This is a genomic window from Streptomyces sp. SAI-170, assembly GCF_049739565.1.
GTDB lineage: Bacteria > Actinomycetota > Actinomycetes > Streptomycetales > Streptomycetaceae > Streptomyces.
In genome coordinates this window covers 1028150-1049061 of sequence record NZ_JBMGQD010000001.1, presented here as the reverse complement: position 1 = coordinate 1049061, position 20912 = coordinate 1028150, and the positions used below count along the sequence as shown (strand labels likewise).

The following is a 20912-nucleotide window of genomic DNA, read 5'->3' as shown; positions in this document are numbered from 1 at the left end:
TCCACGACGGGCCGCGGACGCCTTCCCCGTACGAGAGGCCCAGGCCGGCGCCTGTCGCCCGGGTGACGTGGTGCCCTACATGCTCAGGATGTGCGCCTGGATCGCCGTAGCTGCGGCTCCGCGCGCCCAGTGGGTGAAGTCGCTGTGCTGTACGTCGAGTTCGAGCGGGGCTGCCGTTGGCGCGCGGTCGGCGCGCATCGCCTCGTCGACCGCCGTACGGGCCACCTCCGCCAGGCGGACGCCCTCTCCAGCGAGCACGATCTTCCGCACCAGGGTGAAGTTGGCGATCGCGGCCACCAGCCGGCCCAGGGCGCGTCCGGCGGCGGTCACGGCCTGCGCGGCCACCGGGTCACCGGCCGCGGCGAGATCGAGGCACTCGTCGTACGTCACCGAACGCCGCAGGCCGACCGAGACGGCGGCGCAGAGGGACGTCGTCGTCAGCATGGCCGTGGCGCAGCCCCGGTGGCCGCTCGGGCAGAGCGGGCCCAGCGGGTCGAGGGGGCAGTGGCCGAGGAGGCCGATGCCGGCGTCCGGGCTGTCGACGACCGTGTCGTGCATGACCAGCCCGTAGCCGATGCCGGCCCCGATGGTGAGGACCGCGAAGCGGTCGTGCCCACGGGCCACGCCGAACCAGTGCTCGGCCCGGGTCAGCGCCAGCAGGTCGTTGTCGACGGTGACGGGCAACCCGAGGGCGTCCGTCAGCAGAGCGCCGAGAGGCACGTCCTCGGTCCAGCCGAGGAAGGGCGCCTCCGTGACGGTCGTGTGCTGGGCGACGCGTCCGCCGAGACTGACACCGACCCGGCTGAGCGGCGGGCCCCCGGCGGTGAGTTCGTCGGTGAGTTCGCGTACGGCGTCCATGACCGACTCCGGATCCCGGCCGGTCAGGGGCCTGCGCGCGGAGGCGACGACCTCGGCGCGGAGGGTCGTCAGGACGGCGTGGACGTCGTCGCCGGTCACCTTGGCGCCGACGAAGTGGTGCGCCGAGGGGTTGATGTCCAGCGGCCGGGTCCGCCGACCGGTACGGACGCCCTGGTCGAGGCCGGTGTCCACCTCCACCAACAGCCCGTCGTCGACCAGCGGCTTGGTGAGCCGGGTGAGGCTGCCCGCCGACAGGTCCAGCCGCCGGGCCATCTCGCTGCGGGAGACGGGCCCGCGCAGGAGCACTTCCAGCGCGACGGCGCGCGTCGCACCGGTCAGCGGGGCCGACGGCTCTGAGGTGGCGTCCACCGGGGGTACCTCCGCGGAGTGGTGACGGTGGGCAGGAGGGGGTCAGCGTCCCACAGGGCGGATTACTTCCGACACGGAAATTGGACACAAAGATTCGCCTGAGATGTCTGGTCTGGTGAGGGACTTGACGGCAAGATGCTTCCACAGCGAAAGTCTCTGGCGAGTCCGTGCCCACCTCCGCTCCAGAGTCCGCGCCCACTCCTCTCAGGGGGACCCTGCATGCCCGACGACGACCTCCTCCACCTCCGCGCCGCCGGCACGAGCCTCGTCCTGGACTGCACCGGCGGCCTGCTGCCCCGGATCGTCCACTGGGGCGCGGATCTCGGTCCCCTCACCCGTGACGCCCTGGCCCGCCTGGCCCTCGCCGACGCACAGCAGGTCGTGTCGTCCTCGATCGACGGGCCGGTCCCGCTCAGCGTGCTGCCGCAGCAGTCCGCCGGCTGGCTCGGGACCGCCGGGCTCACCGGGCACCGCGACGGACAGGACTTCTCCACGGCCTTCAGCGTCCGGTCCGTTCGGCCGGAGAGCGGCGAGGGCCCGGTCGCGCACCGCCTGACGGTGGACGCCGTCGACGGCCACGCGCACCTCGCCCTGACCCTGGAGATCGAGGTGACCCGGTCCGGTCTGGTCCGGCAGCGGGCCGCCCTCACCAACGAGGGGGACCGCCCCTACACCCTGGACGGGCTGCTGCTGACCCTGCCCGTGCCCGGCCAGGCCACCGAGCTGCTCGACCTCACCGGCCGGCATCTGCGCGAACGCGCCCCGCAGCGGCACGAGTTCACCGTCGGCACACACCTGCGGGAGAACTGGCGCGGGCGCACCGGGATCGACGCGACCCTCGTGCAGGTCGCCGGCGAGCGCGGGTTCGGCTTCCGCACCGGCGAGGTGTGGGGTCTGCATGTCGCCTGGAGCGGCAACCACCGCTCGCTGGCCGAGCGCACCCCGGCGGGCGTACGTCTGCTGGGCGGGGGCGAGAGCCTGCTGCCCGGCGAGATCCGGCTCGCGACCGGTGAGCGGTACGACTCGCCCTGGATCTACGGCTCGTACGGGCGCGGGCTCGATGAACTGGCCGGGCGTTTCCACGGCTACCTCCGCGACCGCGCCCACCACCCGCGCTCGCCGCGGCCGGTCACCCTGAACACCTGGGAGGCCGTCTACTTCCAGCACGACGAGGCCAAGTTGAAGGCCCTGGCCGACGCGGCGGCCGAGGCCGGGGCGGAGCGCTTCGTCCTCGACGACGGCTGGTTCCGCGGCCGCCGCGACGACACCGCGGGGCTCGGCGACTGGTACGTCGACAAGGACGTCTGGCCGGACGGGCTGCACCCGCTGGTCGACCATGTGCACGCGCTGGGAATGCAGTTCGGCCTCTGGTTCGAGCCCGAGATGATCAACCCCGACTCCGACCTCGCCCGGGCCCACCCCGAGTGGATCATGGCAACGGGCGGGCGCACCCCGCCGACCGCCCGCCACCAGCAGGTCCTCGACCTCGGTCATCCGGAGGCGTACGCCCACCTCCTGGAGCGCCTGGACGCGCTCGTCACCGAGTACCGCATCGCGTACATCAAGTGGGACCACAACCGGGACCTGGTCGAGGCCGGGCACAGCCCGCTCGGCACGCCCGGGGTGCACGCCCAGACCCTCGCCGTGTACCGGCTGATCGACGAGCTGCGCGCCCGCCATCCCCGCCTGGAGATCGAGTCCTGCTCGTCCGGGGGCGGCCGGATCGACCTGGGCATCCTGGAGCGCACCGACCGGGTGTGGACCAGCGACTGCATCGACGCCCTGGAGCGCCAGCAGATCCAGCGCTGGACCGGGCTCCTGCTGCCGCCCGAACTGCTCGGCTCGCATGTGGCCGCGCCCGTAGCCCACACCACCGGCCGGGCGCACACCCTCGACTTTCGTGCGGCGACAGCCCTGTTCGGCCACTTCGGGATCGAGTGGGACCTCACCCTCGCCTCCGCCGAGGACCGCGCCCGGCTCGCCGAGTGGGTCACGGCGTACAAGCGGCTGCGGCCCCTGCTGCACTCCGGCACGGTCGTCCACGGTGACCATCCGGACCCTGCTCTCTGGCTCCACGGGGTCGTCGCCGCCGACCGGTCCCAGGCGGTCTACGCCCTGGTCCAGACGGCCACCAGCGTGCAGTCCCCGCCCGGCCGGGTCCGCCTGCCCGGCCTCGACCCGGAGGCCGCGTACCGGTTGTCCCCGCTCGCCCCCGGCGACCGCCCCGAGGGACCGACCGGCTCGAAGCTGCCCTGGTGGCACGGCGGCGGGGTGGAACTGACCGGGCGGACCTTGGAGACCGTCGGCGTACAGGCTCCCGCGCTGTTCCCGGAGCGGGCGGTCCTCGTGGAGGCACGCAGGGTCGGCGCCTGAACCGCCGTTGCGTTCGGCGTGGTGTGTCATGGCAGCGTGACGGAGCAGGCTTCGCCGGCCTACGGGCCGTCGGAGATCCGCAGGGCCTCCGGGACGTCGGGCGCCGCGGCCCATGCGGCCCTGGGAACGCGTGGTCAGAGCGTCGCCGCGTGGTCCGGGACGTAGGTCTGCAGGTCGCGCGGCGGGCGTTCGTAACCGGTCGACTCGGGCCGCTCGGGCAGTTCCAGCACGGGCGGCGGGACCTCCTTGTAGGGCACGGAGTCCAGCAGATGGGCGATCATGTTGACCCGGGCCCGGCGCTTGTCGTCGCTCTCCACGACGTACCAGGGCGCCTCCGCGATGTCGGTGTGCACCATCATCTCGTCCTTGGCGCGGGAGTACGCCTCCCAGCGGGTGATCGACTCCAGGTCCATCGGGGACAGCTTCCACTGCCGCAGCGGGTCCTCCAGCCGGCGCCGGAAGCGGTCCTGCTGCTCGGCGTCGCTCACCGAGAACCAGTACTTGCGCAGCAGGATCCCGTCCTCCACCAGCATCCGCTCGAAGATCGGGCACTGGCGCAGGAACCGCTGGTACTCCTCCTTGCTGCAGAAGCCCATCACATGCTCGACGCCGGCCCGGTTGTACCAGGACCGGTCGAACAGCACGATCTCCCCGGCGGCCGGCAACTGCTCGATGTACCGCTGGAAGTACCACTGGCTGCGCTGGCGCTCGGTCGGCTTGGGCAGGGCCGCGATCCGTGCGACGCGGGGGTTGAGGTGTTCGGTGACCCGCTTGATGGTGCCGCCCTTGCCCGCCGCGTCCCGGCCCTCGAAGACGACCACCAGCCGGGCGCCCTCCGACCGCACCCACTCCTGCAGCTTCACCAACTCCGTCTGCAGCCGCAGCAGTTCACGCTCGTACGTCTTGCGGGGCAGCTTCGCCGTCCCCTTCGCCGTCTTCTTGTCCGCCGTCTTCTTGTCGCCCATGACGCCGCTCCACTGCCGGTCGAACACCAGGACGCCACCGTACTTTCCCGCCCCGCACCCCGCACGCGGACACCTCGGGTTCACCGGGACTTCCGGACAACGTCCCTTCCCAGCCGGTGACTTCGAGCCGCCGCGGGCCGTGTCATGCCGGACTGTGCCGTCGTACGGCGGTGTCGGGCCCGGTCAGATGCGAGGTGAACCAGTCGCGCGCCAGCTCGGCGACCGTGTCCAGCGTGCCGGGTTCGGTGAACAGGTGGGTCGCACCGGGCACCACGGCGAGCCGGTGCTCGCAGTGCAGCCGGTCCGCCGCGAGCCGGTTGAGGCTGAGCACCTGCGTGTCGAGACTGCCGACGACCAGCAGGGTCGGCGCCCGTACGCGCGCCAGCGTGGCCGCGGAGGCGAGGTCGGGCCGGCCGCCGCGGGAGACGATCGCCAGTACGTCGTCGTCGGCCGCGGCCTCCAGACACGCGGCCGCACCGGTGCTCGCCCCGAAGTACGACACCGGCAGGCCCGCCTCCCGGCGCAGCCAGTCGGCGGTGCCCCGCAGCCGCCGGGCCAGCAGCAGCGTGTCGAAGACGTTGGCCCGGTCGCCCTCCTCGTCCTCGGTGAGCAGGTCGAGCAGCAGCGTGCCCAGACCCGCCCGGTTCAGCTCGGTGGCGACGTACTGGTTGCGCGGGCTGTGCCGGCTGCTGCCGCTGCCGTGCGCGAACACCACGACGGCCGGGGCGCCGCCGGGCAACGCGAACCGGGCGGCGAGCCGCACACCGTCCAGCGGGACCTCCAGCTCGGGATCGGCGGGGAGGCTCCCCTCGTCGTCACGCGGGCGTTCCCGCTCCCGCTCGGCGGCCCGCGACAGCAGCGCGGTGACCTCCGTGTCGGGGGTCTGGTCGAAGTCGCGGTACCAGGCGCCGACCGAGCCGAACGCGGCCGGTGCCTCCAGGCACACCACGTCGTCGGTGACGGCGCGCAGACGGGACAGCGTGCGGTCGGGGGCGACGGGCACGGCCAGCACGATCCGGGCGGCGCCCTGTCCGCGCACCACCCGGCAGGCGGCCAGCGCGGTGGCGCCGGTGGCGAGGCCGTCGTCCACGACGACGACGGTCCGCCCGCGCACCGGGACGGGCGGACGGCCGACCCGGTAGGCGGCGACCCGCCGCTCCAGCTCGGCCCGTTCCCGCTCCTCGACCTTTGCCTGTTCGGCGACGCTCACCCCGGCCGCGTCCAGGACGTCGTCGTTGAGGACCCGCACCCCGTGCTCGCCGATCGCGCCGAACGCGAGCTCCGGCTGCCAGGGCACCCCGAGCTTGCGCACCACCAGCACATCCAGCGGGGCGTCGAGGCTGCGGGCGACCTGGTAGGCGACCGGGATGCCACCGCGCGGCAGACCCAGCACGACCGCGTCCGCGCCGCGCAACCCGTCCAGGGCGTCCGCCAGCCTGCGTCCGGCGTCCACACGGTCGTCGAAGCGCATGCGGCCACCTCCTCGCGGGCCGGTCAGCCTGTCTTGTGGCCGCCCCAGCGCGGGCCGACCAGCTCCCATTCGCGGCCCCACAGATCCAGGCGCCGCTGGTCCAGACGCCACCGTACGACGGCCCCGGCGCCCACGACGGTGCCGGCGAAGGCGACGGCGGCGGCCGCGCCGAGCAGGGCGGCCTCGACGGAGGCCTCCGTGCTGGTCGGCGGTTCGGTGGCGAGCGTGCCCCGCGGGTCCTGCCAGACCACGACCGGGGATCCGGCCTTGTGTCCGCGCTCCACGAGAGCGACGCCGGTGCGCGTGGTGCCGTCCGGGGCGGTCCATCGCACCTTCGCCCTGACCTGGTCGGAGACGGTGCCCGCGCGCGAGGCGTCCGGCGGCGCGTCCGCGAGGACCACCGCGCGTACGGGGGTGCGCTCGGCGCGCTGCTCGGCGAAGGAGGCGTCGGCGGCGCGTGCCGCCATGGTGCCGGCCACGATCCCGCCGACCAGGGCGATCAGCCACACGGCCAGCACGATCCAGGCCTCGACGAGGTCGTCACGCCGCCGCAGCGGGTTCGTGCGCCACCGCCAGAACCAGTGCTTGGAGTACCTGTAGCCGTGCATCGCCTCGCACCTCCCTACCAGGGTCACACTCCGCCGCTACGGCGTCGAGCCAGCGGCGCGCGGGTTGTCGCGTGCGAGCGGCGGGAGGTGCCGGGCCGTCCCCACCCGGGCAGGCCTCATGTGGTCACAGGCCCTGCCAGCTCCACGATGTCGTCGGCGGCCACGTCGTGCAGCCGGATGGCCAGGTCCTCCAGGGCGCGGCTGGCGGCGAGTTCGTCGCCGATCTCCGGTATGGGCCGGTCCATGGGGTTGCGCCGGGCCGTGCCGCGGCCGGTGACGCTGTCGGTCTCGGCCGTGCCACCCGTCGACAGGACGGCCCGCGCCTGCGTGTCGTCGCCGCTCTCGGTGATGTAGATCTGCACGGTCCACTGCTTGGCTTCCATCGCGCTCACTCCCGTACGGCGTTCAGGTGTGGCCTCGTTCCCTCTCAGCGTGCGCTCCCATGGGGCCGGGGTCCAGTTCCCTCGAACGGGTGTTGCCAAGGCCCCGTGCGGTGCGCTTAGACTGTCTGTACAGACATTGGACTGTCAGTCCAGGCAGGTGCGGGAGGAGGGCAGGGCATGGCCGCCGAGCAGGTCCTGGAGCAGGAGCGGGACGCGATCATCGCCGCGCTCACTCCGGTCGTCGAAGGGATCGCGGCGACCTTCGGCCCCGTCTGCGAGGCGGTGCTGCACGACTACCGGCGGCCGGAGAAGTCCGTGGTCGCCGTGGCCGGTTCGGTGACGGGGCGCACGGCGGGCGGGGCGATGAGCGAGATCGGCATGCGCGTCCTCGCCCGCGGCGACGAGGCGGCCGACGAGCTCAACTACCTCACCCGCACCCGCGACGGGCACCTGATCAAGTCCTCCACCGTCGTGCTCCGCGACTCCACCGGTGCGGTCTTCGGCGCCCTGTGCCTCAACCTCGACATCGGCGCCGTCTCCCAGGCCCACGCCCTGCTCGGCGCCCTCGCCGGCCTCGGCAGCGCCCCCGCCGCCCACCTGCCCGTCACCACCTTCGGCCATGACATCGACTCCGTGGTGGACGCCATCGTCGACGCCCACCAGCTCCACCGGCACCAGAACTGGGCCGGCCTGGACCGCGCCGCGAGACTGGAGCTGTTCCGCAGCCTGGACGAACACGGCGTCTTCGCCGTCCGCCGGTCCGTCGAACAGGTCGCCACCCGCCTCGGCATCTCCCGCGCCTCCGCCTACAACTACCTGTCCCAGGCGCGTGCCGCGGACGAGACCGACTCCGCGCGGCGGGCCTCGGGCGCGACCGACAGCGGATCGGGCTCGGCCGCGAAAGGGGGTCGGTCGTGAGGGCGGTTGTGCACAGGCTCCGCCCACTGCTCTGAAGCGAACTCAACCGTGACGCCGACCGTGAAGCGAAGCCGCCCGTGACGGCGACCGTGAAGGGAACCCGTCCGTGACGCCGACCGATCCTGTAGGGAAGCCGCCCGTGAGGACCACCGCTCCGAAGGGAGCCCGCCCGTGACGACGACCGCCCCGCCTGTCACCCTGGACGACGTCCGCGACGCCGCCGCACGCCTCGACGGCGTAGCCCACCGCACCCCTGTGCTGCGCTCACGCACCCTCGACGACCTGACCGGCTGGGAGGTCCACCTCAAGTGCGAGAACTTCCAGCGTGTGGGTGCCTTCAAGTTCCGCGGCGCCTTCAACGCCGCCTCGCGGCTCACGCCCGAGCAGCGCGCGCGGGGGATCGCCGCCTACTCCTCCGGGAACCACGCCCAGGCCGTCGCCCTCGCCGCGCGCGAACTGGGCACGACCGCGGTGATCGTCATGCCGGAGGACGCGCCCCGCTCCAAGCGTGAGGCGACCGAGGGCTACGGCGCCGAGATCGTCACCTACGACCGCTACACCGGCGACCGTGTCGCCATCGCCGAGGCCCTCGCGGTGGAGCGCGGCCTCACCCTGATCCCGCCGTACGAGCACCCGCACATCATCGCCGGACAGGGCACCGCAGCCCTCGAACTCCTGGAGGAGACGGGGGAGCTGGACACCCTGGTGGTGCCGGTCGGCGGCGGCGGACTGATCGCCGGCAGCGCCACCGCCGCGAAGGGCCTGTACCCCGGCACACGGGTCGTCGGTGTGGAGCCGGAGGCGGGGGACGACACCAAGCGGTCCCTGGAGGCGGGCCGACGGGTCAGCATCCCGGTGCCGCGCACCATCGCCGACGGACAGGCCCTGCACACCCCGGGCGAGCTGACCTTCTCCGTGAACCGGCGGCTGGTCGACGAGATCGTCCTGGTCACCGACGACGAGATACGCGCCGCGATGCGCTTCGCCTTCGAGCGGCTGAAGATCGTGCTGGAGCCGAGCGGAGCCACGCCGCTGGCCGCGCTGCTGACCGGCCGTACCGGATCGGCGTCCGGCCGCGCAGGGTCCGCGTCCCGCCGTACCGGCTTGATCCTGTCCGGCGGCAACATCGACGCCGACCGCTTCGCGCGCGTCTGCGCCGGCGGGGAATGACCCCGCCCGAATGGCGGTGTCCGGCCTGGCGGGCGGACGATGAGAGGGAGGGGCCCGGTCCTTCGCGGAGCCGTTCCCGGCCCGGGAGCGGGAGACGGGGGCCGGACCCGGCCGTCGGGAGACGGCCGGAAAGGAGAAGCGTCATGCTGGAGGCAAAGACGCTCGAGAGGCCGGACGAGCGGCGCGACTTCCCCCACGGCCACCTCGAAGCCGTCCATCTGCAAGGGTGCGACTTCGCCGTGGCGACCTTCGAACCGGGCTGGCGCTGGTCCCAGGACGTGGGACCGATCGCGGGCACCGAAAGCTGTCAGATGAACCACAACGGCTACATCGCCAAGGGCCATCTGCACATCCGCATGGACGACGGCACCGAGAGCGAGGTCGGCCCGGGCGACGTCTTCGTGTGCTCGCCGGGACATGACGCCTGGGTCGTGGGCGACGAAGCCTGCATCGCCTACGACTTCGAGGGCCAGATGTCCAAGGAATACGCGAAGCCCAAGGAGGGATGAGGCAGCAGGGCGGCCGGAAGTCCCCAGGCGGCTGGAAGACCCCTGCCTCCACCGGTCACACAGGCAGCAACCGGCTGATCAGATCGCCGAGTTGGCGCGCGGTGCGGCACTCGTGCATCTCCACCAGCCCGGCGTAGTCGGGCGCGGCCGAGTCGCCCGTGCCCCACTGGGCGCGCGGCTCGGGGTTGAGCCAGTACACGCGGCGGGCCCGCTCGGCGATCCGTGAGAGCGCGGGGAGGTTCGGATCGGCCATGTTGGTCCGGGCGTCCCCCAGCACGAACACGGTCGTGCGCGGCCCGACCGCGTCGCCGTAGCGCTCCGCGAACTCGCCGAGGGCCACGCCGTAGTCGCTGCTGCCGTGCCATCCGGCGATGTGCGCCTCGGCGCGGATGCGGGCGCCGAGGCCCTCCGGGTCGGCGTGGCCGTGCACCAGCAGCCCGGTCACCTCGTCGACGCGGTTGACGAAGGCGAAGACCCGCACCTTGCTGAACTGGTCGTGCAGCGCCTGCACCAGCAGCATCGTGAAGTCCGAGAAGCCGGACACCGACCCCGACACGTCGCACAGCAGCACCAGTTCGGGCCGGACCGGCCGGCGCCTGCGCAGCACCGGGCGCATCGGCACCCCGCCCGTGGACAGCGAGCCGCGCAGCGTCCGCCGCAGATCGATGCTGCCCCGCGCGGCCCGGCGGCGTCGCGCGGCCAGCCGGGTGGCGAGCCTGCGCGCCAACGGCTGTACGGTCCGGCGCAGTTCGGCGAGCCGGTCCTTGCCCGCGTACAGGAAGTCGACCCGGTCGGCGGTCGGCGCGACGGCCCGGCGGGCGATCTCGTCGCGGCCGCGTCGCTCGGCCACCCGGCGCCGTGTCTCGGCGGCCACCAGCCGGCGGAACTCCTCGATGCGCCGCCGGATCTCGTCCTCCAGCAGCCGGTCGGCGAACCCGGTCCGCGCGCCGCTCGCCCGTACGTCGTCGCGGACCCGGGCCAGCAGCGTCTGCGGGCGCAGCCGGTCCAGCGCCTGGTAGGAGGACCAGCCGTCCGAGCCGGAGGAGCCGCCGTATCCGCCGAAGCCGTCGACCGCCTCCACCGCGAGCCGGGCCATCGCCGCGCGGTCGTCGGCCGCGAGGGCGGCGGCGAGCCGGTCGCGCAGTTCGTCCCGGTCCGCCGAGGACGCCTCGGGTGCGCCGACCGCGCGCGGGAAGAACAGGTCGAAGACGGGGTCGAACACCTGCCGCTGGGCGGGGGAGTGCAGCAGCGTGGCGGCCAGCCCCTCGCGCAGCAGCTCGCGGTCGGTGAAGCCGAGCTCGGCCGCGGCCCGCGCGGCGTCCACGCTCTCGCCGGTGCCGATCCGCAGCCCGTGGGCGCGCAGGGCCGAGACGAGCCCCGTCAGCCGGGCCGTGACATCCGCGGGCGCCGTCACACGGCGTCCAGGTCGAGCTTGGCGGCCGCCTTCAGCACGTCGTCCTGATGCTTGAGGACGACACCGAGGGTGGCCCGTACGACGGTCTCGTCCAGGGTGTCGGCGCCGAGCGCGAGGAGGGTGCGCGCCCAGTCGATGGTCTCCGCGACCGACGGCACCTTCCTGAGGTCCATTTCGCGCAGCGCGCCCGCGACCCGCACCACGGACGCCGTCAGGGCCTCGTCCAGCTCGGGGACCTTCAGCCGGACGATCCGCCGCTCCAGTTCCTCGTCCGGGAACCCGATGTGCAGGAAGAGACAGCGGCGGCGCAGGGCCTCGGACAGTTCACGGCTGGCGTTGGAGGTGAGCACGACGAACGGGCGGCGGGTCGCGGTGACCGTGCCCAGCTCGGGGACGGTCACCTGGAAGTCGCTGAGCACCTCCAGGAGGAGGCCCTCCACCTCGACGTCGGCCTTGTCGGTCTCGTCGATCAGCAGGACCTTGGGGTCGTCGCCGCGGATGGCGGTCAGCAGCGGCCGGGGGAGCAGGAACTCCTCGCTGAAGATGTCCGTGCGGGCCTCGTCCCAGGTCTCGTCGCGGCCGGCGCTGATCCGCAGCAGTTGCTTGGCGTGGTTCCACTCGTACAGGGCGCGGGACTCGTCCACGCCCTCGTAGCACTGCAGCCGCACCAGCCGGGCGCCCGCGACCGCCGCCACCGCCTTGGCCAGCTCGGTCTTGCCGACACCCGCGGGGCCCTCCACGAGCAGCGGCTTGCCCAGCCGGTCGGCGAGGAACACCGTGGTGGCCACGGAGGGGGAGGCGAGGTACCCCGTCTCGGCGAGGCGGGCGGTGACGTCGTCGACGGAAGTGAACAACCGGGCCTCCGGCGGTCGGCAGCGAGATGACCTCACCTATCTAAGCGCTTGTTCACCTCGGTGTCACTGCTTCACCGCCGCCGGGAGCCCTACGCACGGTCCAGGGCCGTGCAGACACACACCTTGTTGCCGTCCGGGTCGGCGAGGACCGTGTACGACGGCGCGTTCGAGGCGTCGACGACGGTGCCGCCCGCGGTGACGGCGGCCTCGATCCGGGCGTCGGCGACCTCGGGCGCCAGCCACAGGTCGAGGTGCCAGCGCTGGCGGGGCGTGTCATGCGGATCGGTGGGCTGGAACCACATACTCGGCACCCGGTCCGTGGGGTCGAACACCGTGTCGTCCACCAGGTGGCCCGGCTCCCCGGTGAGCAGCGCGGACCAGAACGGCGCGAGCGCCTGCCGGCCGGCCGTGTCCAGCGCCAGCTCCACCTGCGCCACCTCGCCGGGCACGGCCGTCAGACCGTGCTCCTCGGCGAGACCGCTGATCGCGCGGGCCAGCTCCAGGTCCGCCGCGGTGACCCCGCGCTCGCCGGTCGTGCCGTCCACCGTGCACAGCGCGACATCGATGCCGCCCCGCCCCCAGCGGATCTCCGGCTCCCGCCCGGCGTACCCCGCCGCCTTCGCCACGGCGGCCACGAACAGGGCCCCCGTCACCCGGTCGGCGAGCCTGTAGCGAGCGGTCAGCGGCTGTGCCAGCTTCCGCCAGTCACCGAGGCCACCGTCCTGGATCTCCCGCAGCACCTCACGATTGCTCAGCATTTCCATGGGGCCATGGTCCCAGCGCGCCCCGTCGAGGGCGCCTCGACGCGACGGTGCGGCAGGGCCGGCGCAGCGCCCGCCCGATCAGCGGAACGCCTCCACATTGCGCCGCGCCCACTCCCCGTACGCCCCCGGCGCGCGCCCCAGCACCCTCTCCACATCAGGGCTGACGCGCCGCTCCGCCTCGGTCGGGTCGCCGAGGATCGCGAGGGTGGTGTCGACGACGGGCTCGGGCATGAACCGCGTCATCATGGCGCGTGCCTCCTCGCGGGACAGCTCGACGAACCGCACCGGCTCCCCGAGCGCGTCCCCCAGCGCGGCCGCCTGCTGCCGGGGAGTGATGAGCGCCGGCCCCGTCAACTCGTAGGAATGTCCGGCGTGTTCGCCCGAGAGGAGCGTCACCAGGGCCATCTCCGCGATGTCGTCCGGGTCCACCACCGGCAGCCCCACGTCGCCGAAAGGCGCGGCCACCGTCCGCGAGGTGCGGACCGGCTCGGCCCAGGCGTAGGTGTTGGACGCGAAACCGCCCGGCCGCAGGATCGTCCACTCCAGGCCGGACGCTCGTACGGCCTCCTCGATGGCGTACGCGACCTGTCCGTGCGACGCGGAGTCCGGACGCGTCACCACGCCCTGCGACGACAGCAGCACCACCTTCTTCACGCCGCCCGCGACGGCGGCCTCCAGAACCTCAGCCGTGGGCATGAGATGGGCGGTCGGCCCGCCGTTCTGGAGGAACAGTGCCTCCGCGCCGTCGAACACCGGCCGCAGGCTCTCCACGTCCGTCAGATCCGCCCGCCGCGCGAGGACACCCTCCGGCATGTCCGCCGCCGAGATCCCGCGCGAGGTGGCGGTCACCCGCTCGCCCGCCGCCACCAGCTGCCGCACCAGCGACCGCCCCACGTTCCCGGTCGCACCCGTCACCACGATCATGTCCAACTCCCCTGTACCCAACAGTGATTGATGGGCCTCCACCGGGACGAGAACCGCTCCCCGTGGCGCCGAGGACGACGCTAACAGCGCCGATATAGTAGGTACCTAGAGGAAAGTGACTACCTCGAAGGGATGCGCATGACCGCCGACCCGATGCCGATCGCGCCGCCCGGCGCCGATCCCCAGCTCGCCTGTCCGATCGCGCCGGTCGTGGACATCGTCTTCAGCCGCTGGACCACCCCGGTCCTGTGGGCGCTGCACACCTACGGCCGCCAGCGGTTCGTCGAGCTGGAGCGCCGCATCACCCGGATCACCCCGAAGGTCCTCACCCAGCGCCTGCGCCAACTGGAGCGCGACGGCCTCGTGGTGCGCACCTACCACCCCGAGGTCCCGCCCCGAGTCGAGTACGAGATCAGCGACCTCGGCCGCAGCCTCGCCCCCCTCTTCGCACACCTCGCCGACTGGTCCGCGGCCAACCTGCCGAAGGTGGAGCGGGCCCGCGACGCCTACGACGCCGCCGACTAGCCGTCCACCAGCACCACTTCGAGGGTGCGCGGGCCGTGCACGCCCTCCACCCGGTCCAGTTCGATGTCGCTGGTCGCGGACGGGCCCGAGATCCAGGTCAACGGCCGTACCGGGTCGAGTCGTTCGAGCGCCTGCGGCACCGATCCCACGACCTGCTCGGGGACTCGTACGACACAGATGTGGTGGTCGGGCACCAGCGTGATGCGACGGCGCCCCTGGTCGGGCGAGCCGTCCAGGACGATCGTGCCGGTCTCGGCGATCGCGACGGCGCATCCCGTGACCACGCTGTCGACGCGGTCGAGTGCGTGCGGGCTGCTCTCCGCACGGTCCGCGACGCGCTCGACGTCCGTCGCCGCCAGCCAGGCCGCGTCGAGCCCGGGCGGGACCAGCACCGAGCCGGCCTTCCGGTCCGCCAGCAACCTGCCGATGACCGAGGGCAGTTCGGCGGCCGTGCAGCGATGCACCACCGCCCGGTAGTCCGCCAGGTTCTCCGCCAGCAGCTCCACCGTCTCCGCGACGCTCCGGTCGCCGTGCTCCCGCAGATAGCCGCGCTCGATCGGGGCGTCGGCGTCGTCCGGCGCCGCGTCGGCCAGTGCGCGCCGCACCCGGCCCAGGATTCGTTCCCTGCTGCTCACTTCGCCTCGCCCTTCCCGCCGTTCGTCCGCTGCCACCAGTCCCGGAACGGCTCCGCGGGTACGGCGGGCAGCTCACGGGACGCGCTCCACGCCCGGCCCGGACCCGGCAGCGTCCGCGGATGCAGCCGCCGGGTGGCCGAGGCCAGCCGCTGCCCGGCCCGCAGGGCGCCCGGCCGGGCCAGCGCCCAGCGCGCCGCCCGCATCGCCGCACGCTCGGCGGCATGCCCCTTGGCCGGCCGGAGCACCACGCGGTTGCCCGCCCGGGTCACCGGACCGCCTTGAGCCACCCGCTCCCGCAAGTGCACCAGCACCTCGGGGATGTCGATGGCGACCGGGCACACCTCGTAGCACGCCCCGCACAACGAGGACGCGTACGGCAACGAGGCGTCGATCTCGCTGCCCGTCCCGCGCAGTTGGGGGCTCAGGATCGCGCCGATCGGGCCCGGATAGACCGAGCCGTACGCATGCCCGCCGGCCCGCTCGTACACCGGGCACACATTCAGACAGGCCGAGCAGCGGATACAGCGCAGAGCCTGCCGGCCGACCTCGTCGGCGAGGGTGTCGGTGCGGCCGTTGTCGAGCAGGACCAGGTGGAACACCCGCGGTCCGTCCCCGTCGGCCGTACCGGTCCACATGCTCGTGTACGGGTTCATGCGCTCGGCCGTGGAGGAGCGCGGCAGCGTCTGCAGGAACACCTCCAGGTCCTGCCAGGTCGGCACGATCTTCTCGATGCCGACGACCGAGATCAGCGTCTCGGGCAGGGTCAGACACATCCGGCCGTTGCCCTCGGACTCCACGACCACCAGCGTGCCGGTCTCCGCGACCATGAAGTTGGCGCCCGAGATGCCGACCTTGGCGCGCAGGAACTTCTCCCGCAGATGCAGCCGCGCCGCCTCGGCCAGCTCGGCCGGTGTGTCGGTGAGGCCCTCGGGCGCCGGGCGGCCCCACTCGCTCATCTCGCGCGCGAAGATGTCCCGGATCTCCCCGCGGTTGCGGTGGATGGCGGGCACGAGGATGTGCGACGGCCGGTCCTTGCCCAACTGCACGATCAGCTCGGCGAGATCGGTCTCATAGGCATGGATGCCTTCTTCGAGAAGGGCCTCGTTCAGCCCGATCTCCTGCGTGGCCATCGACTTGACCTTGACGACCTCCGACTCCCCGGTCGCCTTCACCAGTTCGGCGACGATCCGGTTCGCCTCGTCTGCGTCGGAGGCCCAGTGCACGACCCCGCCCGCGGCCGTCACCGACTCCTCCAACTGCACGAGATAGCGGTCGAGATGGCGGAGCGTGTGGTCCTTGATCCGCTTCCCGGCCTCCCGTAGCTCGGCCCAGTCGGACACCTCCGCCACGGCCTTCTCCCGCTTGGCGCGGATGGTGTGGGTGGCGTGCCGCAGATTGCCGCGCAATGTGGTGTCCCGCACCGCCTCCCGCGCGGCCGTCGGAAACGCCGGCATCCCCAGATACGTACCGCTCATACCGTCGGCTCCTCCTCCGTGCTCGCCAGGATCTCCGCGATGTGCACCGGCCGCATCCCGGTGCGCAGCCGGGCCATCGTGCCGCCGATGTGCATCAGGCAGGAGTTGTCGGCCGCGCACAGCACGTCCGCGCCCGTCGACTCGGCGTTGCGCACCTTGTCCGCGCCCATCGCCGCCGACACGTCGGCGTTCTTCACCGCGAACGTGCCGCCGAACCCGCAGCACTCCTCCGCGCCAGGCAGTTCCACCAGCTCCAGCCCCTTCACCGCCTCCAGCAGCCGCCGCGGCCGGTCGCCGAGGCCCAGACCGCGCAGACCGTGGCAGGTGGGGTGATAGGTGACCCGGTGCGGGTAATGGGCGCCGACGTCCGTCACGCCCAGCACGTCCACCAGGAACTCCGTCAGCTCGTACGTCTTCGGCACCACGGGCGCCAGCGTGGCCGCGAGGGCCTCCCCTCGGCCCTCGGCCCGTGCCCGGGCGCCCATGCGCGGGTACAGCTCCCGCACCATCGCCCCGCACGACCCGGACGGCGTCACGATCGCCTCGTACCCGCCGAAGACCTCGGCGAAGTGCCGGGCCAGCGGCTCGGCCTCGTGCCGGTAGCCGGTGTTGTAGTGCGCCTGCCCGCAGCAGGTCTGCCCCATCGGGAAGTCGACCTCCACGCCCAGCCTGGTGAGCAGCTTCACCACCGCACGTCCGGTGTCGGGATACAGCGTGTCGTTGACACAGGTCAGGAACAGGGCGACACGCATCGCGGCTCCTCGTGATCGGTCGTCGGACGGTTGCAGATTAGTGCGCGGGCACGGGCCGGCCCACTGGCGGCACGGGGCCGCGGGCTCGCCGGGGGTACTGGTCCGCGGGTTCGCCGGTGGTGCGGGCCCCGCGAGCCCACTGGCGGTGCGGGCCCCGCGAGCCCATCGGTGGTACGGGCCCGCGTGCTCGTCGGCGGTACGGGCCCGCGAGCCTACGGCGGCACGGCCCCCGGGAGCCCATCGGCGGTACAGTCCCGCGTGCTCGTCGGCGGTACGAGCCCGTGAGCCCGCCGGCGGTACAAGCCTCGCGACCCCCATCGGCGAGGCCCCGCGAGCCTGCCGGACCGGCGCGGCCCGGTTGGACCTGCCGGACCGGCGCGCGGCCCCGGCCGGACCTGCCGGACCGGCGGGCCCGCGGCCGGACCCGCCTCACCCCGTGGCGAGCCGGGCCTCCGCCTCGCGCCAGCGTGCGGTGCCGCCCTGGGGCTCGTACCGCGTGAGCGACTGCGTACGGGTGAGCAGCCGCCGCATGTCGGCGAGGTCGCCGACGAGTCCGTGTGCCCGGGCCTGGACGAGGACGTTGCCCAGCGCGGCGCCCTCGGTCGGCCCGGCCACCACCGGCAGCCCGCAGGCATCGGCGGTGAGCTGGCACAGCAGGGCGTTGCGGGTGCCGCCGCCCACGATGTGGATGACGTCGACGGCGTGCCCGGCGAGCCGCTGGGCGTCCTCCACGGCCCGCCGGTGCGCCAGCGCGAGCGAGTCGAGGATGCAGCGCGTGACCTGCGCCGGGGTCAGCGGCACCGGCTGCCCCGAGGCGCGGCAGGCCTCCGCGATCCGCTGCGGCATCCGCCCCGGCGCGAGGAACGCGGCGTCCCCGGCGTCCACGACCGACCGCAGCGCCGGCACCCCCGCGGCCTCCCGCAGCAGCGTGCCCAAGTCGTCCTCGCCCCAGGCGCGTTGGCACTCCTGGAGCAGCCACAGACCCATGATGTTGCGCAGATAGCGCACGGTGCCGTCGAGGCCCAGTTCATTGGTGAAGTTGGCCGCCCGGCTCTCCTCCGTCAGCACCGGGGCGTCCAGCTCCAGCCCCGCCAGCGACCAGGTGCCTGTGCAGATGTAGGCGAACCGCTCGCCCGAGGCGGGCACCGCGGCCACCGCGGACGCCGTGTCGTGCGAGCCGACCGCCGTCACCGGCACCGGCCCCGCGAGCCCCGTCTCCTCCAGCACACGCGACAGCAACTCGCCCGCCGGATCGCCCGGTTGCCGCAGCGGCGCGAACAGTCCCAGGTCGACCCCCAGCCGCTCGGCCACGTCCCGGGCCCAGTCGCGGGTGCGCGGGTCGATCAGCTGGGTGGTGGAGGCGTTGGTCAGCTCGGTGCCCTGCTCACCGGTGAGCCAGTAGGCGATCAGGTCGGGGACGAGCAACAGGCGTCGTGCATGGGCCAGTTGAGCGGAAGGCGCGGCAGCGGCCAGCTGGTACAGGGTGTTGAACGGCGCGTACTGGATCCCGGTGGCCGCGTACAGCTCGTCCGCCGGAACGGTCGCCCACACCTTCTTCGCGACCCCCTCCGTGCGGGCGTCGCGATAGTGCACCGGGTTGCCGAGCAGGGCCCCGTCGGCATCCAGCAGGCCGTAGTCGACGGCCCAGCTGTCGATGCCGACGGAGTCCATCTGACCTGCGGCCCGCAGCCCGTCCAGCACCCCCGCGTACAGGCCGAGGATGTCCCAGCGCAGCCCCTCCGGCACCCGCACCGGCCGGTTCACGAACCGGTGCGCCTCGGCCAGCTCCAGCGAGTCCAGGCCGACACGGCCGACCATGACCCGCCCGCTGGACGCTCCCAGGTCGACCGCGGCGTACGCCTTCACGCGCGTCACCGCAGGAACGCGGCGGCGACGCCGGCGTCGACCGGGACGTGCAGCCCGGTGGTGTGGGTCAGCTCGCCACCGGTGAGCGCGAACACGGCGTTCGCCACATGCTCGGGCAGCACCTCCCGCTTGAGGATGGTGCGCTGTGCGTAGAACTCGCCCAGCTTCTCCTCCTCGATGCCGTAGGTCGCCGCCCGCTGGGCACCCCAGCCGCCGGCGAAGATGCCCGAGCCGCGCACCACACCGTCCGGGTTGATCCCGTTGACGCGAATGCCGTGCTCGCCCAACTCAGCGGCCAGCAGGCGTACTTGGTGCGCCTGGTCGGCCTTGGTGGCGGAGTAGGCGATGTTGTTGGGCCCGGCGAACACGGCGTTCTTCGAGGCGATGTAGACGATGTCGCCGCCCAGCCCCTGCGCGATCATCACCCGGGCCGCCTCGCGCGACACCAGGAAGGAGCCACGGGCCATGATGTCGTGCTGGAGGTCCCAGTCCTTCGCCGAAGTCTCCAGCAGCGGCTTGGAGATGGAGATGCCGGCGTTGTTCACGACGAGGTCGACCCCGCCGAAGGCGAGCACGCCCGCGCCGAAGGCCGCGGCGATCTGCTCCTCGTCGGTGACGTCGACGGTGACCGCGACGGCCTTGTCCGGGCCGCCCAGCTCCTCGGCGACGGCCTGGGCGTTGTCGCCGTCGAGGTCGGCGACGACGACACACGCGCCCTCGGCGACCAGCCGGTGCGCGATCGCCCTGCCGATCCCGCTGCCCGCTCCGGTCACCAGCGCCACCCGCGTGGCCAGCGCCTTCGGCTTCGGCATCCGCTGGAGCTTGGCCTCCTCCAGCGCCCAGTACTCGATACGGAACTTCTCCGACTCCTCGATGGGCGCGTACGTCGACACGGCCTCGGCCCCGCGCATCACGTTGATGGCGTTGACGTAGAACTCGCCGGCCACCCGCGCGGTCTGCTTGTCCTTGCCGAAGGAGAACATGCCCACACCGGGGACCAGCACGATCGCCGGGTCGGCGCCGCGCATGGCGGGGGAGTCGGGCAGGGCGTGCCTGCGGTAGTAGGCGGCGTACTCCTCGCGGTACGCGGTGTGCAGCTCCTTGAGCCGTGCGACGGCCTCCTCCAGAGGCGCGCTCGGCGGCAGGTCCAGCACCAGCGGCCGCACCTTGGTGCGCAGGAAGTGGTCGGGGCAGGACGTACCGAGGGCGGCGAGGCGCGGATGCTCCGCGCGGGAGACGAAGTCCAGGACGACGTCCGCGTCGGTGAAGTGGCCGACCTGCGGCCGGTCCTGCGAGGCGACGGCCCGGATGTGCGGGGCCAGCGCGGCCGCCCGCGCCCGGCGCTCCTGCTCGGGCAGAGGCCCGTAACCGTCCAGGACCGGCCCGAAGGGCTCCGGCCTGCCACGCTCGGCGAGGAACGCCTCCGCGGTCCGGATGATGTGCAGCGAGTTGCGCTCGCACTCCTCGGAGGTGGCGCCCCAGGCCGTGATGCCGTGGCCGCCCAGGACACAGCCGATCGCCTGCGGGTTGGCCTCCTTGATCGCGGCGATGTCCAGCCCGAGCTGGAACCCGGGCCGCCGCCACGGCACCCATACGACAGAGTCGCCGAAACACTCGGCGGTGAGCTTCTCCCCGTCCGCCGCACAGGCCAGCGCGATGCCGGAGTCGGGGTGCAGATGGTCGACGTGCGGCGCGTCGACGAGGCCGTGCATCGCCGTGTCGATCGACGGCGCCGCACCGCCCTTCCCGTGCAGGCAGTAGTCGAACGCGGCGACCATCTCGTCCTCGCGCTCCACACCGGGATACACCTCGACGAGCGCCCGCAACCGGTCCAGCCGCAACACCGCGAGCCCAGCCTCGCTCAGCGTCCCGAGATCACCCCCGGACCCCTTGACCCACATCAACTCCACGTCCCCACCGGTGACGGGGTCGGTGTCGGTGCCCTTGGCCGAGGTGTTGCCGCCTGCGTAATTGGTGTTTCGAGGATCGGATCCGAGCCGATGTGATCGTTCGATCAGGGCGGCAGCTTCAGGATGAAGTGTCATGAGAAGTGTTCCTTATACGAACAAAGAGACACGG

The 20912-nt window shown here is 72.9% G+C and carries 19 protein-coding genes; 5 read left to right on the top strand and 14 right to left on the bottom strand.

Features of this window, described 5'->3' with window-relative positions; genetic code table 11:
* Positions 1 to 75 precede the first annotated feature (75 nt).
* Positions 76 to 1227 carry an ROK family protein gene (locus RKD23_RS04760; RefSeq protein WP_424852466.1) on the bottom strand — a complete coding sequence of 384 codons (1152 nt, stop codon included), beginning with the start codon at positions 1225 to 1227 and terminating at the stop codon, positions 76 to 78.
* 219 nt (positions 1228 to 1446) lie between these two features.
* Here RKD23_RS04760 and RKD23_RS04755 point away from each other — a divergent pair, with 219 nt between their 5' ends.
* Positions 1447 to 3600, top strand: coding sequence for an alpha-galactosidase (locus RKD23_RS04755; protein ID WP_424852465.1), 2154 nt, complete (start codon positions 1447 to 1449; stop codon positions 3598 to 3600).
* 134 nt (positions 3601 to 3734) lie between these two features.
* Here RKD23_RS04755 and ppk2 read toward each other — a convergent pair whose 3' ends face one another.
* The 4 genes from ppk2 to RKD23_RS04735 form a co-directional block, all read right to left on the bottom strand.
* Positions 3735 to 4565 (bottom strand): polyphosphate kinase 2, encoded by an 831-nt coding sequence (ppk2, locus tag RKD23_RS04750; RefSeq protein WP_424858160.1) that lies wholly within the window; start codon positions 4563 to 4565, stop codon positions 3735 to 3737.
* 142 nt (positions 4566 to 4707) lie between these two features.
* Complete coding sequence (locus tag RKD23_RS04745) at positions 4708 to 6036, bottom strand: phosphoribosyltransferase family protein (RefSeq protein WP_424852464.1); 1329 nt, start codon at positions 6034 to 6036, stop codon at positions 4708 to 4710.
* 23 nt (positions 6037 to 6059) lie between these two features.
* Positions 6060 to 6644, bottom strand: coding sequence for an Rv1733c family protein (locus tag RKD23_RS04740; protein WP_424852463.1), 585 nt, complete (start codon positions 6642 to 6644; stop codon positions 6060 to 6062).
* Between the two features lie 116 nt (positions 6645 to 6760).
* Positions 6761 to 7027, bottom strand: a complete 267-nt coding sequence (locus tag RKD23_RS04735; protein WP_404031134.1) for a DUF1876 domain-containing protein — start codon at positions 7025 to 7027, stop codon at positions 6761 to 6763.
* 177 nt (positions 7028 to 7204) lie between these two features.
* Here RKD23_RS04735 and RKD23_RS04730 point away from each other — a divergent pair, with 177 nt between their 5' ends.
* From RKD23_RS04730 to RKD23_RS04720, 3 genes are all read left to right on the top strand, one after another.
* Positions 7205 to 7945 carry a helix-turn-helix transcriptional regulator gene (locus tag RKD23_RS04730; RefSeq protein ID WP_424852462.1) on the top strand — a complete coding sequence of 247 codons (741 nt, stop codon included), beginning with the start codon at positions 7205 to 7207 and terminating at the stop codon, positions 7943 to 7945.
* Between the two features lie 171 nt (positions 7946 to 8116).
* The gene (locus tag RKD23_RS04725; protein ID WP_424852461.1) at positions 8117 to 9115 is read left to right on the top strand and encodes a threonine ammonia-lyase; all 999 of its coding nucleotides are present in this window, start codon (positions 8117 to 8119) and stop codon (positions 9113 to 9115) included.
* 143 nt (positions 9116 to 9258) lie between these two features.
* Positions 9259 to 9624 carry a cupin domain-containing protein gene (locus tag RKD23_RS04720; protein ID WP_424852460.1) on the top strand — a complete coding sequence of 122 codons (366 nt, stop codon included), beginning with the start codon at positions 9259 to 9261 and terminating at the stop codon, positions 9622 to 9624.
* 55 nt (positions 9625 to 9679) lie between these two features.
* On the opposite strand, the gene RKD23_RS04715 is transcribed toward RKD23_RS04720, so the two are convergent.
* From RKD23_RS04715 to RKD23_RS04700, 4 genes are all read right to left on the bottom strand, one after another.
* Complete coding sequence (locus RKD23_RS04715) at positions 9680 to 11038, bottom strand: VWA domain-containing protein (protein ID WP_424852459.1); 1359 nt, start codon at positions 11036 to 11038, stop codon at positions 9680 to 9682.
* A complete protein-coding gene (locus tag RKD23_RS04710) occupies positions 11035 to 11892 on the bottom strand; it encodes an AAA family ATPase (RefSeq protein WP_424852458.1) in 858 nt (285 codons plus the stop codon). The genes RKD23_RS04715 and RKD23_RS04710 overlap by 4 nt, the downstream gene beginning before the upstream one ends.
* Positions 11893 to 11981: 89 nt before the next feature.
* Positions 11982 to 12656 carry a VOC family protein gene (locus tag RKD23_RS04705; RefSeq protein ID WP_424852457.1) on the bottom strand — a complete coding sequence of 225 codons (675 nt, stop codon included), beginning with the start codon at positions 12654 to 12656 and terminating at the stop codon, positions 11982 to 11984.
* Positions 12657 to 12734: 78 nt separating this feature from the next.
* Complete coding sequence (locus RKD23_RS04700; RefSeq protein WP_424852456.1) at positions 12735 to 13580, bottom strand: NAD(P)H-binding protein; 846 nt, start codon at positions 13578 to 13580, stop codon at positions 12735 to 12737.
* A 138-nt stretch (positions 13581 to 13718) separates the two neighbouring features.
* Between RKD23_RS04700 and RKD23_RS04695 the strand changes: the two genes are divergently transcribed.
* Complete coding sequence (locus RKD23_RS04695; protein ID WP_424852455.1) at positions 13719 to 14105, top strand: winged helix-turn-helix transcriptional regulator; 387 nt, start codon at positions 13719 to 13721, stop codon at positions 14103 to 14105.
* On the opposite strand, the gene RKD23_RS04690 is transcribed toward RKD23_RS04695, so the two are convergent.
* From RKD23_RS04690 to RKD23_RS04670, 5 genes are all read right to left on the bottom strand, one after another.
* Positions 14102 to 14740 carry a LutC/YkgG family protein gene (locus RKD23_RS04690; protein WP_424852454.1) on the bottom strand — a complete coding sequence of 213 codons (639 nt, stop codon included), beginning with the start codon at positions 14738 to 14740 and terminating at the stop codon, positions 14102 to 14104. The two genes, RKD23_RS04695 and RKD23_RS04690, sit on opposite strands and share 4 nt — an antisense overlap.
* Complete coding sequence (locus RKD23_RS04685) at positions 14737 to 16215, bottom strand: LutB/LldF family L-lactate oxidation iron-sulfur protein (RefSeq protein ID WP_424852453.1); 1479 nt, start codon at positions 16213 to 16215, stop codon at positions 14737 to 14739. The genes RKD23_RS04690 and RKD23_RS04685 overlap by 4 nt, the downstream gene beginning before the upstream one ends.
* Positions 16212 to 16967, bottom strand: coding sequence for a (Fe-S)-binding protein (locus tag RKD23_RS04680; protein ID WP_424852452.1), 756 nt, complete (start codon positions 16965 to 16967; stop codon positions 16212 to 16214). Before RKD23_RS04680 ends, RKD23_RS04685 begins: the two co-directional genes overlap by 4 nt.
* Positions 16968 to 17396: 429 nt before the next feature.
* Complete coding sequence (locus tag RKD23_RS04675; RefSeq protein ID WP_424858159.1) at positions 17397 to 18785, bottom strand: rhamnulokinase; 1389 nt, start codon at positions 18783 to 18785, stop codon at positions 17397 to 17399.
* A gap of 53 nt (positions 18786 to 18838) precedes the next feature.
* Positions 18839 to 20878 (bottom strand): bifunctional aldolase/short-chain dehydrogenase, encoded by a 2040-nt coding sequence (locus RKD23_RS04670; protein ID WP_424852451.1) that lies wholly within the window; start codon positions 20876 to 20878, stop codon positions 18839 to 18841.
* Between the last annotated feature and the right edge of the window lie 34 nt (positions 20879 to 20912).

Bases quoted from the DNA above. Each gene is read 5' to 3' on its own strand.
- RKD23_RS04670 (WP_424852451.1), bottom strand. From the start codon at position 20,878: ATGACACTTCATCCTGAAGCTGCCGCCCTGATCGAACGATCACATCGG.
- RKD23_RS04735 (WP_404031134.1), bottom strand. From the start codon at position 7,027: ATGGAAGCCAAGCAGTGGACCGTGCAGATCTACATCACCGAGAGCGGC.
- RKD23_RS04685 (WP_424852453.1), bottom strand. From the start codon at position 16,215: ATGAGCGGTACGTATCTGGGGATGCCGGCGTTTCCGACGGCCGCGCGG.
- RKD23_RS04705 (WP_424852457.1), bottom strand. From the start codon at position 12,656: ATGGAAATGCTGAGCAATCGTGAGGTGCTGCGGGAGATCCAGGACGGT.
- RKD23_RS04675 (WP_424858159.1), bottom strand. From the start codon at position 18,785: ATGGTCGGCCGTGTCGGCCTGGACTCGCTGGAGCTGGCCGAGGCGCAC.
- RKD23_RS04745 (WP_424852464.1), bottom strand. From the start codon at position 6,036: ATGCGCTTCGACGACCGTGTGGACGCCGGACGCAGGCTGGCGGACGCC.
- RKD23_RS04740 (WP_424852463.1), bottom strand. From the start codon at position 6,644: ATGCACGGCTACAGGTACTCCAAGCACTGGTTCTGGCGGTGGCGCACG.
- RKD23_RS04695 (WP_424852455.1), top strand. From the start codon at position 13,719: ATGACCGCCGACCCGATGCCGATCGCGCCGCCCGGCGCCGATCCCCAG.
- ppk2 (WP_424858160.1), bottom strand. From the start codon at position 4,565: ATGGGCGACAAGAAGACGGCGGACAAGAAGACGGCGAAGGGGACGGCG.
- RKD23_RS04720 (WP_424852460.1), top strand. From the start codon at position 9,259: ATGCTGGAGGCAAAGACGCTCGAGAGGCCGGACGAGCGGCGCGACTTC.
- RKD23_RS04755 (WP_424852465.1), top strand. From the start codon at position 1,447: ATGCCCGACGACGACCTCCTCCACCTCCGCGCCGCCGGCACGAGCCTC.
- RKD23_RS04680 (WP_424852452.1), bottom strand. From the start codon at position 16,967: ATGCGTGTCGCCCTGTTCCTGACCTGTGTCAACGACACGCTGTATCCC.
- RKD23_RS04700 (WP_424852456.1), bottom strand. From the start codon at position 13,580: ATGATCGTGGTGACGGGTGCGACCGGGAACGTGGGGCGGTCGCTGGTG.
- RKD23_RS04730 (WP_424852462.1), top strand. From the start codon at position 7,205: ATGGCCGCCGAGCAGGTCCTGGAGCAGGAGCGGGACGCGATCATCGCC.